We start from the raw sequence: 24,051 nt of genomic DNA, 5'->3' as shown, positions 1-24,051 counted from the left end.
GCTTGCTCTGCTTTTTCTTTCTCGCCCACGCCAAACTCGCAAACGTTGTCTGCTCCCCCACGCTCTTTCCTCCCGCCTCACCTTGTCGGTCTTTCTGCTCTTCGTTATTAGACGACTTGCTAGATGACTTGTTCAGAGATTCCTTAAAACGGTGGTCGTCGAGCTCGGGATAAATATCAACTCAACATCGAGCCCGTATTTTCTGTAAATCCCGGTGTCCAGGGCGCTATACCAGATCACGTTGGTCGAGTTATCGGCGCTATAGGCGATCTTGATGCGCTCCTGAGCGCCGCTCGGGCTCGCCGTCATAAACTCGCCACAAACCGACAACGCCATGACAACGATCATTAATCGGGTGCTCACTCGACCTCCTAGTTTTCCGCGTTAACTCAGCCGCTCGTTGCACTGACTATGGAGATATCAGCGTTACTGACGAATGTTCAAACAATTTGATTGGGGGGCGGCCAAAGAAAAGCGAACAGGCTGGTTTTACATTGAAAGGTCTGGAGCGCATATGTTAGAAGCCGTTCATGCCGTTAGCTCCAAGAGGACGCATCAATCAGCCGTATTCGTGCTCGTGCTTCGCAAATGGCTGAATCGGAGAGTATAAGTGTCAGTCATTGTCTATTTGATATCTACACTTTCTGCCCCATTCTCGGTCGATCGTGAATCGGCCACCATGACAAGCCTGTCATTATCGTTTCATGCCGCTCGGTCTCGCGTTTGATCGAGCGTCTCAACGGGCAACAAATCCCGCTCTTCCGAGCGCTGCATCGCCCGAACCATCCGAGGCAAAGCCGTGATTTCAACTATCACTCGTGCGATTGACGGCTCGCCGGTTCGGCGATATAGCTCCGGTCAGAATACCTGGGGTCAGGCCTGAGTATTGACTATTTTGCCAACACCCTGGCGACGTTTGCCTCGGATAATTTTTCCGATGAAGCGCACCGCGAAGCTCAATTCTCGGTTTGCTTACCATGGAAGGAAACTACCAAGATCATAGAGAATAATTCAATACCTGGCCGTAGAGTCCGAATTGTAGTCGGGCCTCGCGTTGACTAAATCATATTTCAAAGGGAGGGGCGCGGGTTCACGCCTGAGCATTTCGTGAAGGACCGTCAGCGAGCGCCGGTCGCGACCCAGTTCCCGGAAATTCCCCGCGCGCGAAAACTATCTATCGGCAAGAACTCGACACGCCTCACGCGCAACAATAATTGCGACAATCTCAGTCGCCCAAAAAAAGAGGATTCTTCCAGAGCGGCGATCCCCCGTCGATGTGCCGAAACCCCACCGCGAGAACTTCCCGCGTGGGAAAATCAGCGAGGTCCGCGGCGCGCGGCGGCGCACCGAAATGGATTTAGCGCAAAAGGATCGGCGCGCTAAGACTTCAACAAACCCGGCTCGCGCCGAGGCGACGCGGTGCGGGTGGTTTCCCTGGAGATGGCGATGCGGCCGGTGCGGATCAAATCTTTGATGCCGAGGGGTTTCAGCATGTTGATCATCGCTTCGACCTTCTCGACATCGCCGGTGATTTCAATCGTGTAGGTCGTCGCCGACGAATCGACGATGTTGGCGCGAAAGATCGTTGCGATGCGCACCGCTTCGTCGCGGTGCTCGGGTTTGGTGTGCACCTTGATGAGCGCGGTTTCGCGGTCGAGAAAATGGGTCTCGCTATGATCGACGACGCTCAGTACTTCGACAACTTTGTTAAGCTGCTTCATGATCTGCTCGATGATCCGATCGTCGCCGACGGTGACGATGGTAATCATCGACGTCGAGGCATCGAGCGTCGGCGCTACGGAGAGACTCTCGATATTGAAGCCGCGGGCGCTAAACAGTCCGGCAACTCTGGCGAGAACGCCAAACTTGTTTTCAACAAGAACCGATATGATATGTTCCATTCGCGAAAAAATCAGGCAGGAAGCTCACCTTCGCCCTCATCGACCTTTCTTTTATGTGCTCCGCCCTTTCGCGCCAATTTAAGCTCCGGCGGATCTTCGAGCATCATCTCGTGCTGCGCCCCGCCGGCGGGAATCATCGGGTAGCAGTTCTCGAAGGGATCGGTGTGAATATCCATCAGCACCGGCCCCTTATGTTTCAAGCCTTCTTTCAACACCGGCACCACTTCGCTTGGCTTGAGCGCGCGCAGTCCGGTGATGCCATAAGCATCGACCAACTTGACGAAGTCCGGAGTCTTGCCGAGCAAACTCGCCGAGTATCGTCCTTCGTAGAAAAGATCTTGCCACTGGCGCACCATGCCGTGCACGCCGTTATTGAGCAGGACGATTTTCACCGGCATCTTGTGAATCGCCGCCACCACCAGTTCCTGCAAATTCATCTGGAAGCTGCCTTCACTAGTGATACACAAAACCTGCCGCTCGGGATAGGCGAACTGGGCGCCGATGGCCGCGGGAAAACCGAAGCCCATGGTGCCGAGACCGCCCGAGGTCAACCAGGTGCGCGGCTTGTTGCCCTTGAAATATTGCGCCGCGAACATTTGATGCTGGCCGACGTCGGTGGCGACGATGGCATCCTTGTTGGCTAATTCATAAAGTTTCTCGATAACGTACTGCGGCTTGATGATCTTGTCGTCCTGCTTGTAAGTCAATGGATGGGACTCTTTCCATTCGTTGACCTGCTTCAACCACGGCGAACGCAGCGCTTTGATCTTCGCCGGATTGCCGTCCATGGCGCGCAGCATCACGTTCATCTGGCGCAGCACCGCTTTGACATCGCCGACGATTGGAATATGGGCGTGAAAAGTTTTCTTGATCGAAGTCGGATCGATGTCGATATGAATCACCCGCGCTTCGGGACAAAACTCCGATAGCTTGCCGGTCACCCGGTCATCGAAGCGCGCTCCTACGGCGATCAAAAGATCCGAGTGGTGCATCGCCATGTTGGTCCAGTAACCGCCGTGCATGCCGAGCATGCCGAGGGACAGCGGATGACTGCCGGGAAAGCAGCCCAGGCCCATCAAAGTCATGGTCACGGGGATCTGGGTGATCTCAGCGAGCTCGCGAACTTCGTCGGCGGCATCAGAAAACAGCGCGCCGCCGCCGACGTAGATCATCGGCTTTTTTGCCTTCATGATCTCTTCGGCCGCTTGCTTTATGTTTTGTTTGCTGCCGCTCACTACCGGATTGTAGCCGCGCAAATTTACTTTGTCGGGATATTTGAATTCGGCCTTGGCGATGCTCACGTCCTTGGGAATGTCGACCAACACCGGTCCGGGCCGGCCGCTGGTGGCAATGTAGAACGCTTCTTTGATCGCTTGGGCGAGGTCGTTGACATCCTTCACCAAGACGTTGTGCTTGGTGCAAGGCCGGCTAATGCCGACGTTGTCAGCTTCTTGAAAAGCATCGTTGCCAATCAAATCGGTAGAAACCTGGCCGGTGAACGCGACCAGTGGGACGGAATCCATGTACGCATCGGCCAAGCCGGTCACGATGTTGGTCATGCCCGGTCCCGAGGTCACCAAGACGACGCCCGGTTTGCCGGTTGCCTTGGCGTAACCTTCGGCCATATGCGCCGCCCCTTGCTCGTGGCGGGTGAGCACGAAGTCGATGTCCTTGCGCTGGCACAGCACATCGAAGATTTTTAACACAACTCCGCCGGGCAAACCGAAAACGGTTTTGACCCCTTCACGTTTGAGCGACTCACAAAAAATTTCCGCGCCGGTTAACTTCATTTTTACTTCCTACCTCTCAGCGCCATCTTATCGATGGCGGCCGACGATCTCCATCATGCGATCTTTGCCGATGAGCTTGATCTTTTGAATCCGTTTCATCTCCACTTCTTCTTCCAAAGAGAGGTGGTGCTTATGCTGAAACTCCGCGAGTTTTTTCTCAAGCTCGAGGTGCTCGTCATAGAACTTTTTCAGCTCCGGTTCTTGATCGAGCAGGGAGACTATCCTGTTTTGTTCGTAACTTTCCATACACAGGCCTCCTTATTATCATCGGAAATATTTTAACGGCACTCAATTTAACTTACGGTACTTTCAAAGTCAACGAACTTTTCGATCTATTTCAAGAGGTTAGCGGCGCGAGAAAACGTTTGCTTTCAGCCTCCGAGGGACGCAGGTAAATCGGCGCGAGGGCGCCGATATCGTCGCTCGCGTGAGCGGCGATGCGCTCACGCGCTAGCAGGGCAACTTGGGCCGCCACCGAAGCGAATTCATCGCCGGCGCTCACGTGTATCGCGCCGCTAAGACAATCTTTCAGCTGAGCTTGATAAGCGATGGCGCCGTTGCCGATCAGCAACGGACACACGGCGTGGGACTCCTGTAATAGCTCACCGAAGCGGCGCACCGGCAATACCGCATCCTCGGTCAGACGTGTGAAGTTCGTTCCAACGCGGCGGAACAACGCGCCGTAAACTTCATGTTTGCGGGCATCGAGTAAGGAACCGACGACGCCGTCAGCAACATCAGCGCGCGCCGCATTGGCGAGCAGCGTCGACACACCGACCACCGGCAAACCACATTCGTATGCGATGCCCTTGACCGTTGCGAGGGCGATGCGCAGGCCGGTGAACGATCCCGGCCCGATGGAAACGGCGATGCCGGACAAATCGCCAAGCGAATGCTTGGCGCCGTCGAGCAGCGCGCGAATCAGCAGCAGGATGACTTCGGCGTGATTGCCTTTGGGCTGCGGCGATGAGTTTTCGCTGGAACTTCGAGCCGCACCATAAATCTGCTCGGCCAATATTTTATCTTCGTCAATTAACGCTACGCTGGCGACCGGTGTGGCGGTGTCGATACCGAGAATTCTCATCCACCGACCTGTTTTTCGAAGAATCTCACGATGTCGTTGTAAAATGCATAGACCATGAGTAGACCGAGCAGACAGATGCCGACTTGCTGGGCCATTTCGCGATAGCGCAGCGCCACCGGCTTACGAATCACCGCTTCGACCATGAAAAATAATAAATGGCCGCCGTCGAGTACCGGCACGGGCAATAAGTTGAGCACCCCCAAGTTGATGCTCAACACCGCCAAAAACGCCAGGAAGCTGCCGAAGCCTTCTTGAGCTTGCTGCCCCGCCATCTGAGCGATCATGATCGGGCCGCCGATGTTGCGCGGCGAAACGTCGCCCATCAACATTTTTCCGAAGGCTTGAAGCGTCAGTTTTGAGTAATCGTAAGTTTGATAAACCGCGCGGACAATCGCCAATCCGGCTTTACCTTTTTCAATGGTCACCCGGCTGCTGATACCGATCAGCCAATCGTCTTTGCGCTCGTTGAAAACATTACGCCCCTCTTTGCGTTCCGGCTGCACGGAAATATTCAGTGTCTCGTTGCCGCGCTGCACTTGAAGATTGAGCATCTTGCCGCCGCTGGCTTTGATCGTGCCGGAAAGCTCATCCCATTCTTTGACCGCTTTGCCGTCGATGGCGACGATCCGATCGTCTTTGAGCAAACCGGCTTTTTCCGCCGGCGTGCCCTTGACGATTTCGTTGATCTGCGTCGACATCACTGGCACGCCGTAAAACGTGTAGACCACCATCAACAACAGAACCGCTAAAATTAAATTGAATGCCGGCCCGGCAAAGACGATGGCCATGCGTTTCAACAAGCTCTTGTGCGCAAAGGAGCGATCGAGATCGGCTTGGGCGACTTCTTCGTCGGGATTTTCACCGATCATCTTGACGTAGCCGCCCAACGGAAGAGCGCTCAAGGCGTACTCGGTTTCGCCTTTTTTCCTGACAAATAATTTCGGTCCAAAGCCGACGGAAAAAGTGAGCACACCGACGCCGGACAGCTTGGCGACCAGGAAATGGCCGAACTCGTGAAAAACGATCAGCACGCCGAGGCCCACCACGGCCGCGACAATCGAATAGGCAACATTTTCCATTTAGTCCGCTCCTTAAGTGGCGCTCAACCGATCAGCGACGACGCCTTGGCCCGGGCCCAACCATCGATTTCGAGGATCGTACCGATCTCTCTGGCCCGGCTGTTTTTGTGGCTCTGCATGGTTCGGTCAATTATACGATGTATTTCGCGAAATCCTATCCTGCCGGCCAAAAATGCCGCCACCGCGATTTCATTGGCGGCGTTCAAGACCGCGGTCATTGTACCACCTTCTTTGAGCGCGGCGTAGGCCAAACCTAGTGCCGGAAAACGTTTTTGTTCCACAGTAAGAAAATTGAGTTCGTTGCGCTCGAACAAATCGAGGGCCGGCCAGCTACCTTTGAGGCGGTGCGGATAAGCCAGCGCATAGGCGATGGGAATGCGCATGTCGGCGATGCCCAGTTGGGCCATCACCGCGCCGTCCTGATAGCGCACCATGGAATGCACTACGCTTTGGGGATGAATGACCACCTCTATGCCCTGCGCCGCCATGTCGAACTCCCAGTGCGCTTCAATCACCTCGAGCCCTTTGTTCATCATCGTCGCCGAATCGATGGTGATCTTACGGCCCATTTTCCAGTTAGGATGTTTGAGCGCCTGGGCAATGCTAACCTTGGACAATTGGTTGAGCGCCGTACGCAAAAACGGCCCGCCGGAGGCGGTGAGAATGATTTTATCGACCTCGCTACGCTGATTGCCCTGAAGGCACTGAAAGATCGCGCTATGCTCGCTGTCGACGGGTAAGAGCCTAACCTTTTTTTGTTTGGCCGCCTTGACGAAAATCTCCCCGGCCATCACCAACGCTTCTTTATTCGCCAGGGCGATTTCCTTGCCGGCAAGTAAGCCTTTGAACGTCGGCATCAGTCCGGCGCCGCCGACGATCGCCGCCAATACCACATCCACCGGTGCCGCGCTCGCCACCGCCGATGCGCCCGCTTCACCGTGGAGAATCTCGACCGTGATTTTGCCGAGGAGCTTACGCAGTCGTGGAACGTCGGCTTCGTGCTGAATCGAGACAACTTTGGGACGAAACGCTTTGACCTGCGCAGCTAAGAGTTTGAGATTTTTCCCCGCAACCATGCCGTGAATGCGAAACCTTTCAGGAAACTCGCGCACCAAACGCAAGGTGCTGACGCCGATGGAGCCGGTGGAGCCGAGCAGCGCGATGGTTCTCATGATTGAAAAATCCTCAAATAGGTTGTCGTAAACACCGCCGGGAATATCAAACTGTCGAGCCGGTCAAGCAAACCGCCATGGCCAGGCAACATGCTGCCGGAATCTTTGACCGCGAAGGCGCGCTTGACCGACGATTCGAATAAATCGCCAATCTGGCCGAGCACACCGACGGTGAGCGACAGCAAAACAACTTCTGGCCAGGGGATTTGGCGTAGCAACAAGTACGCGCCGCTGAGACCGATCACAACCGTGCCGGCGAAATAGCCCCAGGCGCCTTGAACGGTTTTTCCCGGACTGATCGCCGGAGCGAGCTTTTGCTTGCCGAAGCGCCTGCCGATGAAATAACCGGAACTGTCGCCGGCCATGACCACGAACAATAACCAACAAACCCAGGACCGACCATCGGCGCCAGTGAATAACAAAATCACGAATGGCACCAGATAGCCGATGTAAAAACCACCGAGCAGCGTGCGCGCCAATCCGCCGGTGGAGGCAAATCGTTGGCCATTGAAAAACACGCTCGCGGAAAATAGCAGGACGAGGAGTAAGCCGAGAGCGACCAGAGCGTTCGCTTGACCAAAAAAAACCACGATCAGCGCCAGAGCGAAACCGAAAGCAACACCGGCCATCTGGCGGTTCACATCGGCGGGAAAGGTCATGGCGAAATATTCGCGTAAGGCGCCGGCGGTGAGCGATAGGAATAACCCCGAGAACAACCAAGTCGGGCCCCAGCCAATGACCCAGACCAGCAGCGGGATGCCCACCGCCGCCGTCCCCAGGCGCGATCTAAGGTTGGCGTCCACCGGCATCCAGTGACGATTTATGATTTTCGCCGAGTTGCTCGTCGGTGCGGCCGAAGCGGCGCCGGCGTCGTTGATATTCGAGCAGCGCCTGGAGATATTCTTTCTCGCGAAAGTCGGGCCACAAGCAAGAGGTGACGTACATTTCGCTGTAGGCGATCTGCCAAAGATAAAAATTACTGATGCGCATTTCACCGCTGGTGCGAATCAATAAATCGGGATCAGGAATCCCCGCGGTGTCGAGATGGGTCGCGATGTTCGCTTCGCCAATATTTTCCGGGTCGAGCTTTTCCGCCTTCACCTCTCGGGCCAGACTTCGCACCATGCGCAGAATATCGTCCCGGCCGCTATAGCTGAGCGCTAGAACCACGGTCATGCGCTGGTTATCGCGGGTCATGTCGATGACTCTTTCGAGCGCGCCGCGCACGCTCGCCGGCAAGCGGCTGCGATCGCCCACGGCGAGCAGACGAATACCGTAGCGCATCATCTTCGCCTGTTCGGCGGCAAGATAATGTTCGAGCAACATCATCAAGGCGCCGACTTCGTCGTCGGGGCGATACCAATTTTCCGTGGAGAATGCGTATAGGGAAAGGAAGCGGATGCCGACCTTACGGCTCATCTCGACGATCACCCGCACCGAAGTTTTGCCGCGCCGGTGTCCCTCGATGCGATGCTTACCGCGCCCGGTGGCCCAACGTCCGTTACCATCCATGATGATGGCGACATGCTGCGGCAAGCGGGTTTTGTCTAAGCCGTCTAGCTCCATGGCGACTTGTGGGAAGTGATTTTCATCGGAGCGTCGTGGACGGCGCTAGACCTGGGGCGGATTTTTTTCGTGAAGCCCAGCGGCGATCGGTTTGCGAAGCATGGCACAGGCAAGGCTCGTGCGAATCAAACCGCCATCACCTCTTCTTCTTTGGCTTTCACGACATGATCGATCTTGCCGATAAACTCGTCGGTAATCTTTTGTACCCGCTCCTGGCCATGCTTGGCCTCGTCGGTGGTGATTTCTTTTTTCTTCTCCGCCTCTTTGAGATGCTCGAGGCAGACGCGCCGGTGATTGCGTACCGAGACGCGATACTCTTCGGCGATTTTCTTTACATGCTTGACCAAATCTTTGCGCCGTTCTTCGGTCAATTGGGGGATCGGTATGCGGATCACTTTGCCGTCGTTGTTCGGCGTCAAACCGAGATCGGACTTGAGAATCGCCTTCTCGATTTCGACCATGGCGCTGCGATCGAAAGGTTGAATCACCAGCAGCCTGGGCTCGGGAGCACTCAACGTGGACAGCTGGTTGAGCGGCGTCGAAGCGCCGTAATAGTCGACCATCAGATGTTCGAGCAATGCCGTCGAAGCCCGGCCGGTCCTGAGCTTCGTCAAGTCTCGGCGCAAGGCGCCCACCGAACCGTCCATTTCTTTTTGCAGCTGAGTGAAGATCGCGTCGTTCATCGCTTTCCTCCGCTGACCAAAGTGCCGATCGATTCGCCCGCCACCACCCGTTTGATATTGCCCTTCTCCATCAAATTGAAGACAATGATCGGCATGTTGTTATCCATGCACAGCGAGATCGCCGTCGAGTCCATCACCTTGAGATCACGGTTCAACACTTCGATGTAAGTCACCTCTTCGAACTTGGTCGCGTCGGAGAACTTTTTTGGATCGGCGTCGAATACGCCTTCGACTTTGGTCGCCTTGAGAATCACTTCGGCGCCCACTTCCATGGCGCGCAAACTGGCGGTGGTGTCGGTGGTAAAATAAGGATTGCCCGTGCCGCCGGCGAATATCACCACCCGGCCTTTTTCCAAATGACGGGTAGCGCGCCGGCGAATGTAGGGTTCGGCGACCTGGCGCATTTCGATGGCCGACAGCACCCGAGTCGAGACGCCTAAATGCTCCAAGGCATCTTGCAGCGCCAGGCTATTGATCACCGTCGCCAACATCCCCATGGTATCGGCGCTGGCTCGGTCCATGCCGATCTCGCTGGCCACCGCGCCGCGGAAAATATTCCCGCCGCCGACCACCATGGCGAGCTCGCAGCCCATCTCTTTGACTTCTTTGATTTCTTGAGCGAAGGCTTTGACGGTCTTGCCATCGATGCCGAAATTTTGCGCCCCGGCAAAAATCTCGCCCGTGACTTTGAGCAGAATCCGCTTATACTTCGGCACGCCGTCGTTCATGGAGGACCGTCGTCTTTCGAGTTACTCTTTGACCGCCCCTTCGCCAAGACTGAAACGGGCGAAGCGGCGCACTTGAATGTTCTCGCCCAGACGGGCGATGGCATCGTTGACGACATCCAAAACTTTCTTATCGGGATCTTTAATAAAAGACTGTTCGAGCAAACAGACATCGGAATAGAACTTGTCGATCTTGCCGTCGACGATTTTGTCGACAATCTTTTCCGGCTTGCCCTGATCGAGAGCCTGTTGGCGGTAGATCTCCCGCTCTTTATCCAAGTCTCCGGCCACCACCTCTTCACGCCGCACGCAACGCGGGTTGGCTGCGGCGATCTGCATGGCGATGTCTTTCAACAGAGTTTGAAATTCCGCGGTACGGGCGACGAAGTCGGTTTCGCAATTGATCTCGACCAGGACACCGATTTTACCGCCGGCATGAACGTAAGCGCCAACGGCTCCGTCAGCGGCCATGCGATCGGCTTTTTTCGCCGCCGCGGCCAATCCTTTTTGGCGCAGAAAGTCGAAGGCCTTCTCCAAGTCGCCGCCGGTTTCTCCGAGCGCCTTCTTGCAATCCATCATCCCTGCTCCGGATTTTTCCCGAAGCTCTTTTACCAGTGATGCGGTGACTTCCATCGAACCTAGACTCCCGCTCCGGCGCCTTCCGCCATTTCAGCCACAGCCCCCGCTATCGACTTGTCATCTTCTTTGTTCTTAACCAGCGATTGCTGGTAGAGCATCTTGCCTTCATTGACCGCCTCCGCGATCGACGAACAGAACAACCGAATGGCGCGAATCGCGTCATCGTTGCCCGGCACTTTGTAGTCGATCATGTCGGGATCGCAATTGGTATCGATCACGGCGATCACCGGAATGCCCAACTTGCGCGCCTCTTTGACGGCGATCTCTTCCTGCTTCGGATCGATCACGAAAATCGCGTCCGGCAGCTTCTTCATTAACTTGATGCCGCCCAGGGATAGTTCGAGTTTGGCTTTTTCGCGGCTCAACCCGAGCATTTCTTTTTTCGTCAATGCGGCGACGATCTTGGGATCGTTCTCCATGTCTTCGATCTTGCGCAGCCGGTCGATGCTCAGGCGAATGGTCGTAAAGTTGGTCAGCGTGCCGCCTAACCAGCGATTGTGGACGTGAAACATACCGCAGCGCGCCGCTTCCTCGCGGATCGCGTCCTGGGCCTGCTTCTTAGTGCCAACGAATAAAATATGACCGCCGGATGCCGCCAAGTCGCGCACCACCGCCTCTAAGTCTTTGAACATGGTGACGGTTTGTTGCAGGTCGATGATGTGAATGCCGTTGCGCGCGCCGAAAATATACGGCTTCATCTTGGGATTCCAGCGGCTGGTTTGGTGGCCGAAATGAACCCCTGCCTCCAACAATTGTTTCATCGAAATATCGCCCATGTCTCGCTCTCCTTTGGTTGTTCCTCCCCTTTCGTCAACTTCCCGCCGCACCGTTAAGGCACCACGATGGGAATCGGAAAGGGTGTGTATTTTTGCTAACGATGATTTTTTACCCGGCAGCTTGCGTTACCGAGCAAAAACCGAAAACCCAAAATCCGTTTATGACTTCAATGACCCTGCGTTTCTAACAAAGATCGCCCGACTACGCAAGATTGTGCGGGATATGGGATAGTTAATGGCTCATGGAATCGAGAAAATCTTTATTGGTTTTTGAACCGCGCATCTTATCGAGGAGAAACTCCATCGATTCGACCACGCTCAGCTGCGACAAAACTTTGCGCAGGATCCAGATCCGGTTGAGATCTTCCTTGGGTATCAAGAGCTCTTCTTTGCGGGTTCCCGACTTGTTGATATCGATGGCCGGGAAAACTCGCTTATCCATCAAGCGCCGGTCCAAATGGACTTCCATGTTGCCGGTGCCTTTGAACTCCTCAAAAATAACTTCGTCCATCCGGCTGCCGGTATCGATCAACGCGGTGGCGATGATCGTCAAGCTGCCGCCATCTTCGATGTTACGCGCCGCGCCGAAAAACTTTTTCGGTTTGTGCAAAGCGTTGGAATCGACGCCGCCGGAAAGAATCTTGCCGCTCGGCGGCACGACGGTATTGTAGGCGCGCGCCAAGCGCGTGATGCTGTCGAGGAGAATCACCACGTCCTTACCATGCTCGACCAAGCGTTTGGCTTTTTCGATGACCATCTCGGCGACCTGCACATGGCGCGTCGCCGGCTCGTCGAAGGTCGAACTGATCACTTCGCCGTCCACCGACCGTTGCATATCGGTGACCTCTTCAGGCCGCTCGTCGATCAGCAAAACGATCAAAACCACTTCCTGATGATTGTGCGCGATCGCTTTGGCGATATGCTGAAGCATCATCGTCTTACCGGTACGCGGCGCCGCGACGATTAGACCGCGCTGACCTTTACCGATGGGCGTGAGCAAATCGACAATCCGAGTGGTGTAATCGCCGGGGTCCGCCTCGAGGCGCAAACGTTCATTGGGATAAAGCGGCGTCAGATTGTCAAAGAGAATCTTTTCCCGGGCGCGCTCAGGATCCTCGTAGTTGATGGTTTCAACTTTGAGCAGCGCGAAATAGCGTTCGCCTTCTTTGGGCGGACGAATGTGGCCGGAAATGATATCGCCGGTACGCAGGCTGAAGCGGCGAATCTGGCTCGGCGAGACATAGATATCGTCGGGTCCAGGCAGATAGTTGTAGTCCGGCGCTCTGAGAAACCCAAAACCGTCGGGCAGGGTCTCCAAAACCCCTTCGCCGTAGATGTGACCATTCTGCTCGGTCTGAGCTTGCAGAATGGCGAAGATCAGCTCCTGCTTGCGCATGTTGGCCGCGCCGTCAATGTTGAAATTCTTGCCAATCAGCGCCAGGTCGCCGATCTTCTTCTCTTTGAGAGCCTTTAAATTCAAACCGTTATCTTCGACAACGGCCTCCGGCTCGGCGGAACGCATTCTACCTCGAACCATACACGATATCTCTCCTTTCGCTAAAACAGCCCTTCACTGACAGTCTGACTATGAAAACACGATTTTTTTGAGAATCAAAAGGCCAACGGCCGTCACACACAGCGGCGCCCCACGGCAGGATCCGGCCCGATCATCGGCAGGCTGGCAGTGGTCGCACGAATAACCCTAATGAAGTGACAAACATCTGGACGCAGAAACAAACGTTTTGTTTGGCTGACAAATCAAATTTTCGAGCGCTTAAAATTGGCTGAACTCGTTATCGGTGCGGGGATTGATTCAAAGAATGACTGAATTGAATCTTGCTATAGGAGAATATTATTTTAACCTCGCTACCTTGTCAACCCCTTGCCGTGATAATTCCGCCGCGCGCCCCCCCCCGGCGTTAGTCGACGCGCGCAAATAATCCAAGAGCTCCGACAGGTCCAACGGCAGAGGCGCACAAAACTCCATGCGCGCACCGCTGCGGACATGATCGATGGCAAGCTTCTCGGCGTGGAGAGCTTGGCGCGGAAAACTATCGAGCAACGGATCGGCGGCCGTCAGTTTGCCGCGCTTGCGCCCGTACACCTTATCGCCCACCAAAGGATACCCGATGTCGGCGAGATGCACCCGCAACTGATGCGTCCGTCCGGTGCGCGGCCGCAAACGCACCAAGGTCAGCGCCACAGGTGATGAACCATGCTTCCAGCCGTAGCGCTCTTCCACTTGCCAATCGGTCAGGGCGTCGCGGCTTTTGTTGACGCTGCGCAGACTCGACATGCGCTTGCGATCGCTGCGATGGCGGCCGATGGGACGATCGATACGGCCCACCTCCGGCTTGAGTTCACCCCATGCGACAGCGAGATACTCTTTTTGCACCTGGCGATTTTTAAATTGACCGACGAGCTGTTGAAACGCGTAGATATTTTTCGCCACGATCATCACGCCGGAGGTTTCTTTATCCAAACGGTGCACGATCCCCGGCCGCCGCTCGCCGCCGATGGCCGCCAGATCGACGCAATGATGCAGCAGCGCATTTACCAAGGTACCGCTGTGCTGACCGGCCGCCGGATGCACCACCATGCCCGCCGCTTTATTGACGACCAGACAATCCGCATCCTCGTAAAGAATTTCCAGCGGCAGCGCTTCCCCGACGAGTGCGCTCTCGCGCGCCGGCAGCTGGCGAATGTCGATGCGATCGTCGAGTTTCAATCGGCCGCTGGCTTTGGCGGCTCTATCGTTGAGCGTGATCTGCCCTTCGTCGATCAGACGCTGAATTTCAGCGCGACTGAGGCCCGATTGGTTCTGCACCTTGGCCCAGCGCTCGACGAGAAACAAATCCAAGCGCATGCCCACGGCGCTGGCATCGATTTCAAGCGATACGACCGCGGCGCTAGGGGTGGACGGCATGGCAACTAATCGATCAGCCCGAGCTGATGAAAAATCGCTTCCGAGCTAACCACATCGGCGCGAATCTGCTCGACCAAGGCATCGATCGAGGTGAATTTTATTTCGCCGCGAATTCTTTTGACAATGGACAAGCGCACCACCGCGCCGTAAATGTCTTCGGCGAAGTTGAGAATAAAACTTTCCAGCGTGCGCGGCCCGGCGCCGAAGGTCGGATTGAGGCCGATGCTGGTGACGCTCGGCAAGCAGCGCGCGCCGAGATGGAACAATGTCGCGTAGATGCCGTCCAAGGGCAAAACTTCGGCGCGGCTGGAAATATTCGCGGTGGGAAAACCCAACTCCCGGCCGCGCCGCTCGCCACCGACCACCCGCCCGGATAAAAAATGATAACGGCCGAGCATCGGCTGCACGGTTTCGACTTGGCCTTGGGCCACCAGTTGGCGAATGCGCGAGCTGCTGACCCGCGCGCCGTCGACCAGCACCGCATCGACATGGGCCACGGTGAAACCAAGTGCACCGCCCCAACGATGCAGATCGGCGACACTGCCTTTGCGCCCTTGACCAAAACGCAGATCGCTGCCGCACCAAATCTGCCGCGCCTTCAAGCGCCGCATCAAAATCGATTGCACGAAATCCTCCGCCGCGAGCTTGGCGAAGGTCAGATCGAATTGTTGAATCACCACCACGTCGACGCCGAGATCTTTTAGCAGCTGCATTTTCTCTTTATGGGTAAGCAACATTTTTGGCGCGCGCTCAGGCGCGAGAACTTTAAGCGGATGAGGTTCGAAGGTTAGCACCACCGAGGGCAGCGCCAGTTTGCGCGCCGCCGCCACAGCGCCGCCGATGAGGGCTTGATGGCCCAAATGAATACCGTCGAAGTTTCCCAAAGTGACCACGGACCCGGACAACGTCAGGCTCGGGTCATCGATGTGGCGAACGATCTGCATAGTTCAAAAAATAAATTACCAATCGCCACGGCTGGGCGCGCGGCAACGAAACCACGGCAAAGCCAAAGCGCACCCAGAACGCGGCTAGGATTCCAACGCTTTCAATCGCTGCTTGGCGCGCGGCGCTTCGGCGGACTGGGGAAACTTTTCGACCAGCTCTTGCAGGACTAATCGGGCGTTGAGCTTCTCGCCCAACTCGGCGAAGGCGAAACCTTGGCGGAGCAACGCCACCGCGGCTTTGTCGCTCTGCGGAAAGCGGCGCACTTCGTCGTAAGCGACGATCGCTTTGTCGAACTCTTTTAAAGCGAAATGACTTTCGCCAAGCCAATACTGAGCATTGGCGGTGAGTCGGCTCTTAGTGTGTTTCTTAATGAACTCGCGAAAGCGGCTCGCCGCCGCCTGATAATCCTTGCGCTCGAAACTGCGCCACGCGGTTTCATAGTCTTTGCGCACGGTTTCGTTCTCGCCCAGCCCGATCTCGTTGGCACCGTCATAAACCACGGCGCGCTGCTCGCTGGCGTCGCGCAGCTGCTTCAATTCATCGTCACGGCTCTTGAGCAGTTGCGCCTGCGCTTTCGCCTCTTCTTCGAGCTTGGCTAAACGGGTTTCCAGATTGCGCACCCGCTCGTCGCCTTCTCGACTGGTTTGACCGATCTGCCGGCCCACTTGCACGCGGGTTTCGTCGATGCGCTCTTTGATCGTGCTCAGATCGCGCTGCATCTGTTGAATATTCGCGCGGGTGTCAGCCAGAGTGGCGCGAAAACCGTCGACGTCGCTCTGCAAGGTTGCCAGATCGGCGCGACTGCGGCGCTGTTCGCGTTCGAGCAGCTCAACTTGTTGCGGATTGACGCAGGCCGAAAAAACGTTGGCACTGGCAAGCAAAGCCGCGAATAAAAAATATTGCCGGATTGAGCAAAGTCTCATAATCATCTGTCCGCCAAAGGGTTAGGAAGCCGGGCGGCTTTGCTGCGCCACGAAACGGGCGCGCCGGTTCTGCTTCCAACAGGCCTCATTCGCTTCTTTGCAAACCGGAATCTCTTCACCATAGCTCGTCGTCGACAGCCGCTCCGCGGCGACACCGAGAGTCGCCAGATATTCCTTGGCCGCTTGGGCGCGCTTGGCGCCGAGGGCCAGGTTGTATTCATTGGTGCCGCGCTCGTCGCAGTGGCCTTCGATTTCCACCCGCAGCGCCGGATTGCTCTTCAACCAATCGGCGTTGGCGCGCAACAAAGTGCGCGCATCGGCGGAAAGATCGTAGCGGTCAAAATCAAAAGAAATGTCTTTCAACGGACTCGACGCCGGCGTCACCGGAGCCTTGCCCGCTTGTAAATCCTTGAGACTCGAATCGCCGGTGGTGGACTCCTTGGTTGACGGGCGCTGCCCCTCACCGGTGGCGCTGCGAGCAGCGTCCTTCGCCGGTGGCGGCGGCAAGCTACTTATCGGGTTTGTCGTCGACGGCGCGCAGCTCTGTAAAGAGAAGGCCAAGCCCATTACCAATGAATAACATACAATTTTAAACTGAGTTTTCATGGGATTCCTCCAATGCTGGAACAAAGACCACACTAAATTGACCTGGATTGAAGAGAAATTAATCTAACCGAGGAGACCAACTCGGTTTTGTATCATCGCCCCCAGAACCTGTCAATCGACGTTGGTTTTCGCCGCTCGCTTGCATGACATAAAGATGATATTTGCCGGCGCGATTGGACGAAAAGGCGATGAACCGCCCATCCGGCGACCAGGTCGGATCCTCGCTATCGGAAGATTCGGCCGTGAGCTTGCGCGGCTCGCCGCCCTCGGCGGATATAGAAAAAACCGCAAAGCGGCTACCGACCCGTCCGGTGTAAACGATGCGGTCGCCTTTGGGCGACCATTCCGGCGAAGTGTTATAGCCGCCGCTATAAGTCAGCCGGCGCGTCTTGCCGCTGGCCAATTCTAAAATATATAATTGCGGCCCACCGCTGCGGTCGGAGACGTAAACGATCTGCTTGCCGTCCGGCGACCAAGCCGGCGACACCTCGATGCCCGGCTCTTCCGTCAAGCGCCGGATCACGTTGCCGGCGCGATCCAATAGATAGAGATTGCTATTGCCGGCCGATTCTACGGTAGCGACAACGGTTTGGCCGTCGGGGGAAAGCCTGCCCCCGAGATATTTGGCGGCGCCCCTGGGAGTGAATTTAATCTCTTTGCCGCTGAACAATTCGAACAAGTAAAGCGTCTGGCCGCGCTCCTTGAAGGATGAATAAAGAATCGACCGGCCATCGGCGCTCCATGAGGGCGACAGATTGATTGTGTGGTTGTCGGTCACCTGAAATTTCTCGCTGCCGTCCAAGTGGGAGACATAGATCTCTTTGAACCGCCCGCCGCTGTTGGAAACATAAGCGATGCGGGTGTTGAAAACACCGGGGACGCCGGTGAACTGCTGGATGATCTCATCGACGAATTTATGGGCGATGCGCCGAAAGTCGCGCACCCTTCCGGTGTAACGTTTGCCGATCCGCTCTTTGTTTTGATAAACGTCGAACAAACGGAGTTCAACGGTAACATCCTCGCCTTGGACGGTAAAACCGCCTTTGACCAATCCCTCAGTGCCAATGGTCGACCAATCTTTAAAATCGAAGGCACCGAGAGTGATGCCGGTTTTTTGTCCGTCTTCGATGTAAGCGCTGCGATCCAAGACTTTAAACCAACCGGAAAGCTCCAGGTCGTGCACCATCGCATCGGCAATACCGCTGGACAGCCGCGCGGCATCGCCGCTCGCGGCTCCGAGGTTTTTCAGCGGCGACACCGCGATGGGAAATTTCTGGCCGCCCTGGCCGACGATTTCGGCGGTCACCGCGCCGAACGCCGCATAAACTGGCGCGAGCGACAGCAAGACCACCATCAGTAACGATTGCATCATAATACCTTCACGCTCCCAAATCCCGCGGCCGAAACGTCAATTCGACGTCGGCGAATTCTTTACGCACTGCTTCCGGTGGCGCCGGTAATGGACTAGATTTTTTTAGCGCCCGTAACACCGACTCATCATAGGACGAATCGCCCGAGGGCTGCACCACTTTGAGACCGACGATCTCGCCGTTGTCCTTGACACCGAAGTGGACCACCACGCGCAAATTACTGCGCTGGCCGACCCAGGCCCAATTATCTTTAATGGTGCTCAGCATGCGATTTTGGTAGGCGATAAAATCGATGCCTTTGACGATACCCGGTCCGCCGCGCCCACCGACGCCCAGGGATGCCGCGCCCTCGCCTTCACCGTTGCCGGCGCTGAGCGTCTCACCTTTCGACGCTTTCTGAACGCTTTCGGTTCGCGCCCGGGCGCGCTCGGCGGCGGTTTGAATCAAACGCTCGCGCACACTATCGGCGCTGGCGCTTTCAGCTTTCGCTTCGCTTTTGCGTTCTTTGAGTGACTCGGGCTTGGTCGTTGTCTTGATTTTTTTTTCTTTCAGCGCCAATTGCTCTTCGGCCAACGCCTGCTTCTCCGCCAGCTTGGCCTTATCGCGCTTTTCTCTTTTGCTTTCGGCTTTGGTTTCAGCCACCGGCACGGCTTCCGGCTCCGCCCGGCTGGGCGCCGCTTTCGGCGCTGGCGGAAGCTCCGTGCCGAGATTCGCCTGGCCAATCTTCTCGCCACCGATCAAGTCCACCGTATACACGGGTTGCTCCGGCACCGGAGCCGGGGAAAAAAATGACATGGTGAACATGCAGCCGATCAGCGCGCCGTGCAGCACGAACGACATCGTCAACCACTTGGGCAGGCGTTCTTCGCCGCCGGTAAGCGGTAACGAGCGCTCGCGTAAACTGATCGTCGGCGTTGGACTCACCTCGGCCATCCTTAGCGACTACTCCGCTTCGCCCGGCCGCGTTACCATGCCTAACTTTTCGATGCCTGCTTGTTTGATCTCGGCGATGGTTTTCATGACGATACCGTAGCGCACATCTTGATCGGCGCGCAGATAAACCTGTTTATCGGGCTGGAGTTTTGTGATCGCTCGCAGCTTTCGCCCCAACTCGCCAAGGGTGACGACGTTATCGTTGAGATAAGTTTTGCCATTTTTGGCGACGGTGACGACTAAATGTTCTTGGTTGCCGGGAATGGAGTTGGTTTTGGCCTGAGGCAAGTTGACTTGCACGCCCTGCTGTAGGATCGGCGTCGTGACCATGAAGATCACTAGCAGCACGAGCATGACGTCGACCAGCGGCGTCACGTTGATTTGCGCAATGGCGCTACCTTCGCGCTGGGATGAAGCATCCATAGCCATGGCAACCTCTCAATTTATGAAACTGCTGACGCAAACTGAATCCGCCCGCAAAGCTGCACCAAGCCAAAGTTAACAACCGCCACTGCGGCGTCGATCGTGATTTGGCTTGAGTATACCCTATTATTTAATTACTTGAAGAAGTGGCGTTCGGCGATGTTGAGAAACTCGTGACAGAAGTTATCCATGTCCACCGCCAGCACTTTGATCTGTTGGACGAAATAATTGTAGGCCATCAACGCCGGAATCGCCGCCGCCAACCCCACCGCGGTGGCGATCAACGCTTCGGCAATGCCCGGCGCCACAGCTTGAATGCTCGATGAGTGAGTCACACTCAAACCGCGAAACGCATCCATAATGCCCCAGACCGTGCCGAACAGACCGATAAAGGGCGCCGAGCTCGCGGTAGTCGCGAGAAATGAGCAGTGCTTTTCTAACTTGGTGATTTCCACGCTGGTCGCCCGCTTCATCGCCCGGGAAACATTTTCGACGCCGCCCAGCTCGGTGGTCAAATAATCGCCGGGCGCCGATTCTTTCTTCGATCGCGTTACCCGGACCAGTTCTTCATAGCCGGAACGAAAGACTTGCCCCACCGGACTCGAACTGAGTTCGCGGCTGGCGTCGTGGATCGCCGCTAGATTGCGGCGCTCCCAAAAAATTTCGATAAACTTGGCCGATTCGATTTTCGCGCGCCGCAGCTGGCGAAATTTTTGCGCGATAATGCCCCAGCTGCCCACCGAGAAAAGCACCAGCAGATAGAGGATCCCCTGCACCACCACGCCCGATCCGCGCACCAGATCAAGGATACTATGCGTCGGTGGTGGAACGAGCCCGTCTTGCAACAGTAATTGAAGATACCAGAAAGAAAGCATCACGAATCGTTGAGCAGCTATTTAAAAGAATTAGTACAAGTCTTATAATCATTAGTCAATTGAGAACTACTTTTTGTCGAGCCAATTTTTAGCGAACAGGAACGTCGCATGATCCGAAAACTTGCCGACCTCGTCCTACATGACAGAACGGTTTTCCTGCGCGTCGATTTCAACGTACCGATCGATCAAGGAAAGATCACCGAACCCCATCGCATCGACAGCGTGCTGCCAACCATTCGCCAGATCTTAGAGCGCGCGAAAAAAGTCGTCATCGCCTCCCATCTGGGCCGGCCCGACGGCAAGGTGGTGGCGAAATATAGCCTCGCTCCGGTGCGCGATCATCTTGAGAGGATGCTCAAGCAACCGGTCGTGCTGGCCCCCGACTGCGTTGGCGACACCGTCGAACGAATCGTTGGCGATTCGCAGAATCGGGTCGTCTTACTGGAGAATCTACGCTTCCATCCGGAAGAAGAAAAGAATCAGCGGGAATTTGCCCAGGCTCTGGCCCGACTCGGCGAGGTTTACGTCGACGATGCCTTCGGCGCCGCCCATCGTGCTCATGCGTCGATTTCAGCCATGGCGGAATTTTTTGCCGACAAGGCGGCTGGGCTGCTACTGCAAAAAGAACTCGATTACCTGGCACCGCTGCTGAGCAAGCCGGCCAAACCCTTCGTGACGATTTTAGGCGGCGCCAAAGTGTCGGACAAGATCGGCGTCATCCGTAATCTGCTGCCCAAGGTCAGCACGTTGCTGGTTGGCGGCGGCATGGCATACACGTTTTTAAAAGCCAAGGGCGCAGCCATCGGCAAATCGTTAGTCGAACCGGACAAACTCGGCTTGGCCCAGGACTTGATGAAGGAAGCTGTGGCGCACAATGTCAACTTAATATTGCCCGTGGACCATGTCACCGGGGATGCCGATAAAAAAAATCCGGCCAACGCCGATGAGCAAATACCGGCCGATCGCATGGGGCTCGACATTGGACCGAAAACCGCGGCGATCTTCGCGGCGGAAATCCGCCAAGCCAAAATGGTCCTATGGAACGGTCCGGTGGGACTCTTCGAAGTCCCGCCCTACGATCACGGCAGCCGCGTGCTGGCGCAAACTCTCGCCGATAACTTCCCCCAACTCACCAGCATCATCGCCGGCGGCGACACCGTGGCCGCGGTCACCGCGGCGGGCGTGGAACACAAGATCGCCCATTTATCCACCGGCGGCGGCGCCACTTTGGAGTTTCTTGAAGGGCGGATTCTGCCCGGCATCAAGGCGCTTGAGGACAATCGATGATCAATCCATTGGTGGTTGGCAATTGGAAAATGAACGGCAGCCAGTCGGAATGCACTCAACTGGCGCGCCAAATCGTCCGGCAGTTGAAACGCCAGCAGCCACGCGCCGAAGTTGTCTTGACACCGCCCTTCACGGCAATTTCCGCGGTCGCGCGCGAGATCCGTAACAGCAAAGTCAAACTTGGGGCGCAAAATTGCCACTGGGCCGACAGCGGCGCATTCACCGGCGAGGTCAGCGCGCCGATGCTGCACGAGCTCGGTTGCGCCTACGTCATCCTCGGCCATTCCGAACGGCGCCAGGTTTTTCACGAAAGCGATGCGACCATCGCCAGTAAGATCGCGCCAGTGATCGGCCAAGGCATGCGAGCGATTCTCTGCGTCGGCGAGACCCTGAGCCAAAGACGGGGCAAAAAAACCACCGACGTCGTGACCGCGCAATTGGATGGCGCGTTGAAGGGGCGTACGAAAGGTGTTATAGACAAAATCGAAATCGCCTACGAGCCGGTGTGGGCCATCGGCACGGGACTCAATGCCACAACGGAACAGATCAGCCAGGTTCATCAGTGCATCCGAGGCTATTTGCAGTCCGCCTTCGGCAAGTCAAAGGGCAAAGCCGTGCGGATTCTTTACGGCGGCAGCGTCAAGCCGGACAACGCCTCGGCGATCGCATCGACGGCTGAAGTCAACGGTCTGCTCGTCGGCGGCGCGAGTTTGAAAGCGGAAACGTTCTTACCCATCGTCAGAGCGTTTTCTCTGAAATGAAGAAATTATGATCATCGCAATAACCATCATTCACGTGTTCGTCAGCATCGGCTTGATCCTGGTCGTGTTGTTACAAACCGGCAAGGGGGCAGAAGTGGGCGCGGTATTCGGCGGCTCCAGCGCGACCATCTTCGGCGCCAGCGGCGCGGGAAACTTTCTCACCCGGCTGACCACCGCGATGGCGATCGTCTTCATGATCACGTCGCTGACTCTGGGATATTTTGCTGGGAAGAAGCCGACGGCGACGATTTTCGACAATCGTTCAACCGGATCTGAGCAGCGGGCACCGGCACAACCTGCGGCGCCGACCCAGCAACAAAATGCGCCCGCGAGCGGCTCTCCAGCCGTACCCGCGCAACCGGAAAGCCCACCAACCAAAAAACCTTAGTCAGCAATCGATCGCGAGGGTGGCGGAATGGCAGACGCGCTAGTTTGAGGGGCTAGTGCCGGAAACGGCGTGCGGGTTCGAGTCCCGCTCCTCGCACCATACTAACAGCTTGAAAATACTGAGTCTCACCTACTGACACTTTGAAGGGTTTCGGGAAAGGTTTCGGTTTTGCTGCTAGAATGGCCGCATTCCCGAACCCTTCAGGACCACCGATCCACTTACCGTAACTCCGGTAAATCACTTCTGGCGAGTTTCCAACATATTCAGCGATGCGCTTAGGGTTCTCACCGTGGCTCAACATAACCGAAATAAAGGTATGGCGGGTATGGTAGAAGTCGCGGTGGCGAATCTTTAACGCCGTAAGTGCCCCCTGGAAATGGCGCTCACCAAAATTCCATTGATCGATCGGGTTGCCGCGCTGATTAAGAAAGATGTAATCGCTGGGTTGGGCGCGTAGCGGCTTGATTTGCGCCAGGTATTCAACCACCGGCTGCAATAGTTTGATCGGCCTTATGCTGTTGTCGGTTTTGGGCCTACCCTCTTCGCCTTCTGTGCGACCCGTGGTGATCGATAGCATTCCGTTATTAAGATCAACGTCACTCCAACGCCGAGCGGTTAGCTCTGACGGCCTCATGCCGCCCCAGAATAACGTATAAAGAAACGCGCAGCCGTGGGGCCAACTGCCCCAATGTTTGTTAAAGAAATACGCTATTATCGTGTCGCGCTCCTCTTGGGTAAAAGGATCGGGTTCCGGTGTAACGGTACGCGGCCACCAATTGGATGGAAGATCGTCAAAGGGATTTTTTTCAATCTTGCTTTCGACCTTGGCATCGCGGAAAAACGCCCGCAAAGTGGCGGCGACCACGTTCTTGGCCGTCTTAACAGTGACTTTCTTATCGTCAATAAGGTGAATCCTTAGACCACGAATATCTGCCACCCCGTAGTCATTAAGGGATTTGTCGCCCTGGAATGGTAAGAGATGCGCAGTGAAATGTGATCGGTAATTTCGCGCGCGGCTCTTTTTAACGTAAGGCGGAACCCTGTCTTTTATCTATAAATCGCGGGCGTAAAGTGTACCACTGAACCGGCAAAGATCTGGCAGAAAATGGCGGGTCAAAAGTGTACCGGTCCTGTAGGCTGTCTCGATGTTATTGAATGGCATCGGGAGGCTGGAAGGATGTTCACAGTGGAGCTTTATG

At 56.0% G+C, this 24,051-nt stretch carries 26 protein-coding genes and 1 tRNA gene; 4 read left to right on the top strand and 23 right to left on the bottom strand.

Annotation, left to right across the window (positions count from 1 at the left end; translation table 11 throughout):
* Positions 1–132: 132 nt before the first annotated feature.
* The 22 genes from EXR70_17995 to tolQ form a co-directional block, all read right to left on the bottom strand.
* Positions 133–363, bottom strand: coding sequence for a hypothetical protein (locus EXR70_17995; protein ID MSP40384.1), 231 nt, complete (start codon positions 361–363; stop codon positions 133–135).
* A gap of 1,016 nt (positions 364–1,379) precedes the next feature.
* Positions 1,380–1,901, bottom strand: a complete 522-nt coding sequence (ilvN, locus tag EXR70_17990; protein MSP40383.1) for an acetolactate synthase small subunit — start codon at positions 1,899–1,901, stop codon at positions 1,380–1,382.
* A gap of 11 nt (positions 1,902–1,912) precedes the next feature.
* Complete coding sequence (gene ilvB, locus EXR70_17985; GenBank protein MSP40382.1) at positions 1,913–3,691, bottom strand: biosynthetic-type acetolactate synthase large subunit; 1,779 nt, start codon at positions 3,689–3,691, stop codon at positions 1,913–1,915.
* Positions 3,692–3,718: 27 nt separating this feature from the next.
* Positions 3,719–3,937: a DUF465 domain-containing protein gene (locus EXR70_17980; GenBank protein ID MSP40381.1), complete on the bottom strand. Its 219-nt coding sequence runs from the start codon at positions 3,935–3,937 to the stop codon at positions 3,719–3,721.
* Positions 3,938–4,028: 91 nt separating this feature from the next.
* Positions 4,029–4,775 carry a tRNA (adenosine(37)-N6)-threonylcarbamoyltransferase complex dimerization subunit type 1 TsaB gene (tsaB, locus tag EXR70_17975; protein MSP40380.1) on the bottom strand — a complete coding sequence of 249 codons (747 nt, stop codon included), beginning with the start codon at positions 4,773–4,775 and terminating at the stop codon, positions 4,029–4,031.
* A complete protein-coding gene (gene rseP, locus EXR70_17970) occupies positions 4,772–5,854 on the bottom strand; it encodes an RIP metalloprotease RseP (protein ID MSP40379.1) in 1,083 nt (360 codons plus the stop codon). The genes tsaB and rseP overlap by 4 nt, the downstream gene beginning before the upstream one ends.
* 23 nt (positions 5,855–5,877) lie before the next feature.
* Positions 5,878–7,026 carry a 1-deoxy-D-xylulose-5-phosphate reductoisomerase gene (locus tag EXR70_17965; protein MSP40378.1) on the bottom strand — a complete coding sequence of 383 codons (1,149 nt, stop codon included), beginning with the start codon at positions 7,024–7,026 and terminating at the stop codon, positions 5,878–5,880.
* Complete coding sequence (locus EXR70_17960) at positions 7,023–7,835, bottom strand: hypothetical protein (protein ID MSP40377.1); 813 nt, start codon at positions 7,833–7,835, stop codon at positions 7,023–7,025. The genes EXR70_17965 and EXR70_17960 overlap by 4 nt, the downstream gene beginning before the upstream one ends.
* A complete protein-coding gene (gene uppS, locus EXR70_17955; protein MSP40376.1) occupies positions 7,813–8,592 on the bottom strand; it encodes a di-trans,poly-cis-decaprenylcistransferase in 780 nt (259 codons plus the stop codon). The genes EXR70_17960 and uppS overlap by 23 nt, the downstream gene beginning before the upstream one ends.
* Before the next feature lie 125 nt (positions 8,593–8,717).
* On the bottom strand, positions 8,718–9,275 hold the full coding sequence (locus tag EXR70_17950) for a ribosome recycling factor (GenBank protein ID MSP40375.1): 558 nt from the start codon (positions 9,273–9,275) through the stop codon (positions 8,718–8,720).
* Complete coding sequence (locus tag EXR70_17945) at positions 9,272–10,003, bottom strand: UMP kinase (GenBank protein ID MSP40374.1); 732 nt, start codon at positions 10,001–10,003, stop codon at positions 9,272–9,274. Before EXR70_17945 ends, EXR70_17950 begins: the two co-directional genes overlap by 4 nt.
* A 21-nt stretch (positions 10,004–10,024) precedes the next feature.
* Positions 10,025–10,633, bottom strand: coding sequence for a translation elongation factor Ts (gene tsf, locus EXR70_17940; protein MSP40373.1), 609 nt, complete (start codon positions 10,631–10,633; stop codon positions 10,025–10,027).
* A gap of 5 nt (positions 10,634–10,638) precedes the next feature.
* Positions 10,639–11,415 carry a 30S ribosomal protein S2 gene (rpsB, locus tag EXR70_17935; protein ID MSP40372.1) on the bottom strand — a complete coding sequence of 259 codons (777 nt, stop codon included), beginning with the start codon at positions 11,413–11,415 and terminating at the stop codon, positions 10,639–10,641.
* Positions 11,416–11,647: 232 nt separating this feature from the next.
* The gene (locus EXR70_17930; GenBank protein MSP40371.1) at positions 11,648–12,895 is read right to left on the bottom strand and encodes a transcription termination factor Rho; all 1,248 of its coding nucleotides are present in this window, start codon (positions 12,893–12,895) and stop codon (positions 11,648–11,650) included.
* Positions 12,896–13,267: 372 nt separating this feature from the next.
* Entirely contained in the window at positions 13,268–14,341 is a 1,074-nt protein-coding gene (locus EXR70_17925; GenBank protein MSP40370.1) for an RluA family pseudouridine synthase, read from the bottom strand.
* A gap of 5 nt (positions 14,342–14,346) precedes the next feature.
* Positions 14,347–15,285, bottom strand: a complete 939-nt coding sequence (locus EXR70_17920) for a bifunctional riboflavin kinase/FAD synthetase (protein MSP40369.1) — start codon at positions 15,283–15,285, stop codon at positions 14,347–14,349.
* A gap of 84 nt (positions 15,286–15,369) precedes the next feature.
* Positions 15,370–16,215: a tol-pal system protein YbgF gene (ybgF, locus tag EXR70_17915; GenBank protein ID MSP40368.1), complete on the bottom strand. Its 846-nt coding sequence runs from the start codon at positions 16,213–16,215 to the stop codon at positions 15,370–15,372.
* A gap of 15 nt (positions 16,216–16,230) precedes the next feature.
* Positions 16,231–16,815, bottom strand: coding sequence for a peptidoglycan-associated lipoprotein Pal (pal, locus tag EXR70_17910; GenBank protein MSP40367.1), 585 nt, complete (start codon positions 16,813–16,815; stop codon positions 16,231–16,233).
* A gap of 58 nt (positions 16,816–16,873) precedes the next feature.
* Positions 16,874–18,187 carry a Tol-Pal system beta propeller repeat protein TolB gene (gene tolB, locus EXR70_17905; GenBank protein ID MSP40366.1) on the bottom strand — a complete coding sequence of 438 codons (1,314 nt, stop codon included), beginning with the start codon at positions 18,185–18,187 and terminating at the stop codon, positions 16,874–16,876.
* A gap of 7 nt (positions 18,188–18,194) precedes the next feature.
* Positions 18,195–19,118: a cell envelope integrity protein TolA gene (gene tolA, locus EXR70_17900; GenBank protein MSP40365.1), complete on the bottom strand. Its 924-nt coding sequence runs from the start codon at positions 19,116–19,118 to the stop codon at positions 18,195–18,197.
* Positions 19,119–19,127: 9 nt separating this feature from the next.
* On the bottom strand, positions 19,128–19,541 hold the full coding sequence (gene tolR / locus EXR70_17895; GenBank protein MSP40364.1) for a protein TolR: 414 nt from the start codon (positions 19,539–19,541) through the stop codon (positions 19,128–19,130).
* 134 nt (positions 19,542–19,675) lie between these two features.
* Positions 19,676–20,416 carry a protein TolQ gene (gene tolQ / locus EXR70_17890; protein MSP40363.1) on the bottom strand — a complete coding sequence of 247 codons (741 nt, stop codon included), beginning with the start codon at positions 20,414–20,416 and terminating at the stop codon, positions 19,676–19,678.
* Between the two features lie 108 nt (positions 20,417–20,524).
* Between tolQ and EXR70_17885 the strand changes: the two genes are divergently transcribed.
* The 4 genes from EXR70_17885 (at position 20,525) to EXR70_17870 (ending at position 22,951) form a co-directional block, all read left to right on the top strand.
* Positions 20,525–21,703 carry a phosphoglycerate kinase gene (locus tag EXR70_17885; GenBank protein ID MSP40362.1) on the top strand — a complete coding sequence of 393 codons (1,179 nt, stop codon included), beginning with the start codon at positions 20,525–20,527 and terminating at the stop codon, positions 21,701–21,703.
* A complete protein-coding gene (locus EXR70_17880; protein MSP40361.1) occupies positions 21,700–22,464 on the top strand; it encodes a triose-phosphate isomerase in 765 nt (254 codons plus the stop codon). Before EXR70_17885 ends, EXR70_17880 begins: the two co-directional genes overlap by 4 nt.
* Positions 22,465–22,471: 7 nt before the next feature.
* Positions 22,472–22,852, top strand: coding sequence for a preprotein translocase subunit SecG (gene secG / locus EXR70_17875; GenBank protein MSP40360.1), 381 nt, complete (start codon positions 22,472–22,474; stop codon positions 22,850–22,852).
* A 13-nt stretch (positions 22,853–22,865) separates the two neighbouring features.
* A tRNA-Leu gene (locus EXR70_17870) sits at positions 22,866–22,951 on the top strand.
* Here EXR70_17870 and EXR70_17865 read toward each other — a convergent pair.
* Positions 22,905–23,903 (bottom strand): site-specific integrase, encoded by a 999-nt coding sequence (locus EXR70_17865; protein MSP40359.1) that lies wholly within the window; start codon positions 23,901–23,903, stop codon positions 22,905–22,907. The genes EXR70_17870 and EXR70_17865 overlap by 47 nt on opposite strands.
* Between the last annotated feature and the right edge of the window lie 148 nt (positions 23,904–24,051).

The organism is Deltaproteobacteria bacterium, assembly GCA_009692615.1.
Lineage (GTDB): Bacteria > Desulfobacterota > Binatia > UBA9968 > UBA9968 > DP-20.
The sequence above is the reverse complement of the archived record's forward strand: the minus strand, read 5'-3'. Positions and strand labels throughout refer to the sequence as shown.

Excerpts from the sequence above, each read along its gene's own strand:
- EXR70_17980 (MSP40381.1), bottom strand. The coding sequence starts at position 3,937 with ATGGAAAGTTACGAACAAAACAGGATAGTCTCCCTGCTCGATCAAGAA.
- tolB (MSP40366.1), bottom strand. The coding sequence starts at position 18,187 with ATGATGCAATCGTTACTGATGGTGGTCTTGCTGTCGCTCGCGCCAGTT.
- tolQ (MSP40363.1), bottom strand. The coding sequence starts at position 20,416 with ATGCTTTCTTTCTGGTATCTTCAATTACTGTTGCAAGACGGGCTCGTT.
- EXR70_17885 (MSP40362.1), top strand. The coding sequence starts at position 20,525 with ATGATCCGAAAACTTGCCGACCTCGTCCTACATGACAGAACGGTTTTC.
- EXR70_17880 (MSP40361.1), top strand. The coding sequence starts at position 21,700 with ATGATCAATCCATTGGTGGTTGGCAATTGGAAAATGAACGGCAGCCAG.
- tolR (MSP40364.1), bottom strand. The coding sequence starts at position 19,541 with ATGGATGCTTCATCCCAGCGCGAAGGTAGCGCCATTGCGCAAATCAAC.
- ilvN (MSP40383.1), bottom strand. The coding sequence starts at position 1,901 with ATGGAACATATCATATCGGTTCTTGTTGAAAACAAGTTTGGCGTTCTC.
- EXR70_17950 (MSP40375.1), bottom strand. The coding sequence starts at position 9,275 with ATGAACGACGCGATCTTCACTCAGCTGCAAAAAGAAATGGACGGTTCG.
- EXR70_17965 (MSP40378.1), bottom strand. The coding sequence starts at position 7,026 with ATGAGAACCATCGCGCTGCTCGGCTCCACCGGCTCCATCGGCGTCAGC.
- rseP (MSP40379.1), bottom strand. The coding sequence starts at position 5,854 with ATGGAAAATGTTGCCTATTCGATTGTCGCGGCCGTGGTGGGCCTCGGC.
- EXR70_17925 (MSP40370.1), bottom strand. The coding sequence starts at position 14,341 with ATGCCGTCCACCCCTAGCGCCGCGGTCGTATCGCTTGAAATCGATGCC.
- EXR70_17945 (MSP40374.1), bottom strand. The coding sequence starts at position 10,003 with ATGAACGACGGCGTGCCGAAGTATAAGCGGATTCTGCTCAAAGTCACG.
- tsf (MSP40373.1), bottom strand. The coding sequence starts at position 10,633 with ATGGAAGTCACCGCATCACTGGTAAAAGAGCTTCGGGAAAAATCCGGA.
- rpsB (MSP40372.1), bottom strand. The coding sequence starts at position 11,415 with ATGGGCGATATTTCGATGAAACAATTGTTGGAGGCAGGGGTTCATTTC.
- tsaB (MSP40380.1), bottom strand. The coding sequence starts at position 4,775 with ATGAGAATTCTCGGTATCGACACCGCCACACCGGTCGCCAGCGTAGCG.
- secG (MSP40360.1), top strand. The coding sequence starts at position 22,472 with ATGATCATCGCAATAACCATCATTCACGTGTTCGTCAGCATCGGCTTG.
- EXR70_17920 (MSP40369.1), bottom strand. The coding sequence starts at position 15,285 with ATGCAGATCGTTCGCCACATCGATGACCCGAGCCTGACGTTGTCCGGG.
- ilvB (MSP40382.1), bottom strand. The coding sequence starts at position 3,691 with ATGAAGTTAACCGGCGCGGAAATTTTTTGTGAGTCGCTCAAACGTGAA.
- tolA (MSP40365.1), bottom strand. The coding sequence starts at position 19,118 with ATGGCCGAGGTGAGTCCAACGCCGACGATCAGTTTACGCGAGCGCTCG.
- uppS (MSP40376.1), bottom strand. The coding sequence starts at position 8,592 with ATGGAGCTAGACGGCTTAGACAAAACCCGCTTGCCGCAGCATGTCGCC.
- pal (MSP40367.1), bottom strand. The coding sequence starts at position 16,815 with ATGAAAACTCAGTTTAAAATTGTATGTTATTCATTGGTAATGGGCTTG.
- EXR70_17960 (MSP40377.1), bottom strand. The coding sequence starts at position 7,835 with ATGCCGGTGGACGCCAACCTTAGATCGCGCCTGGGGACGGCGGCGGTG.
- ybgF (MSP40368.1), bottom strand. The coding sequence starts at position 16,215 with ATGATTATGAGACTTTGCTCAATCCGGCAATATTTTTTATTCGCGGCT.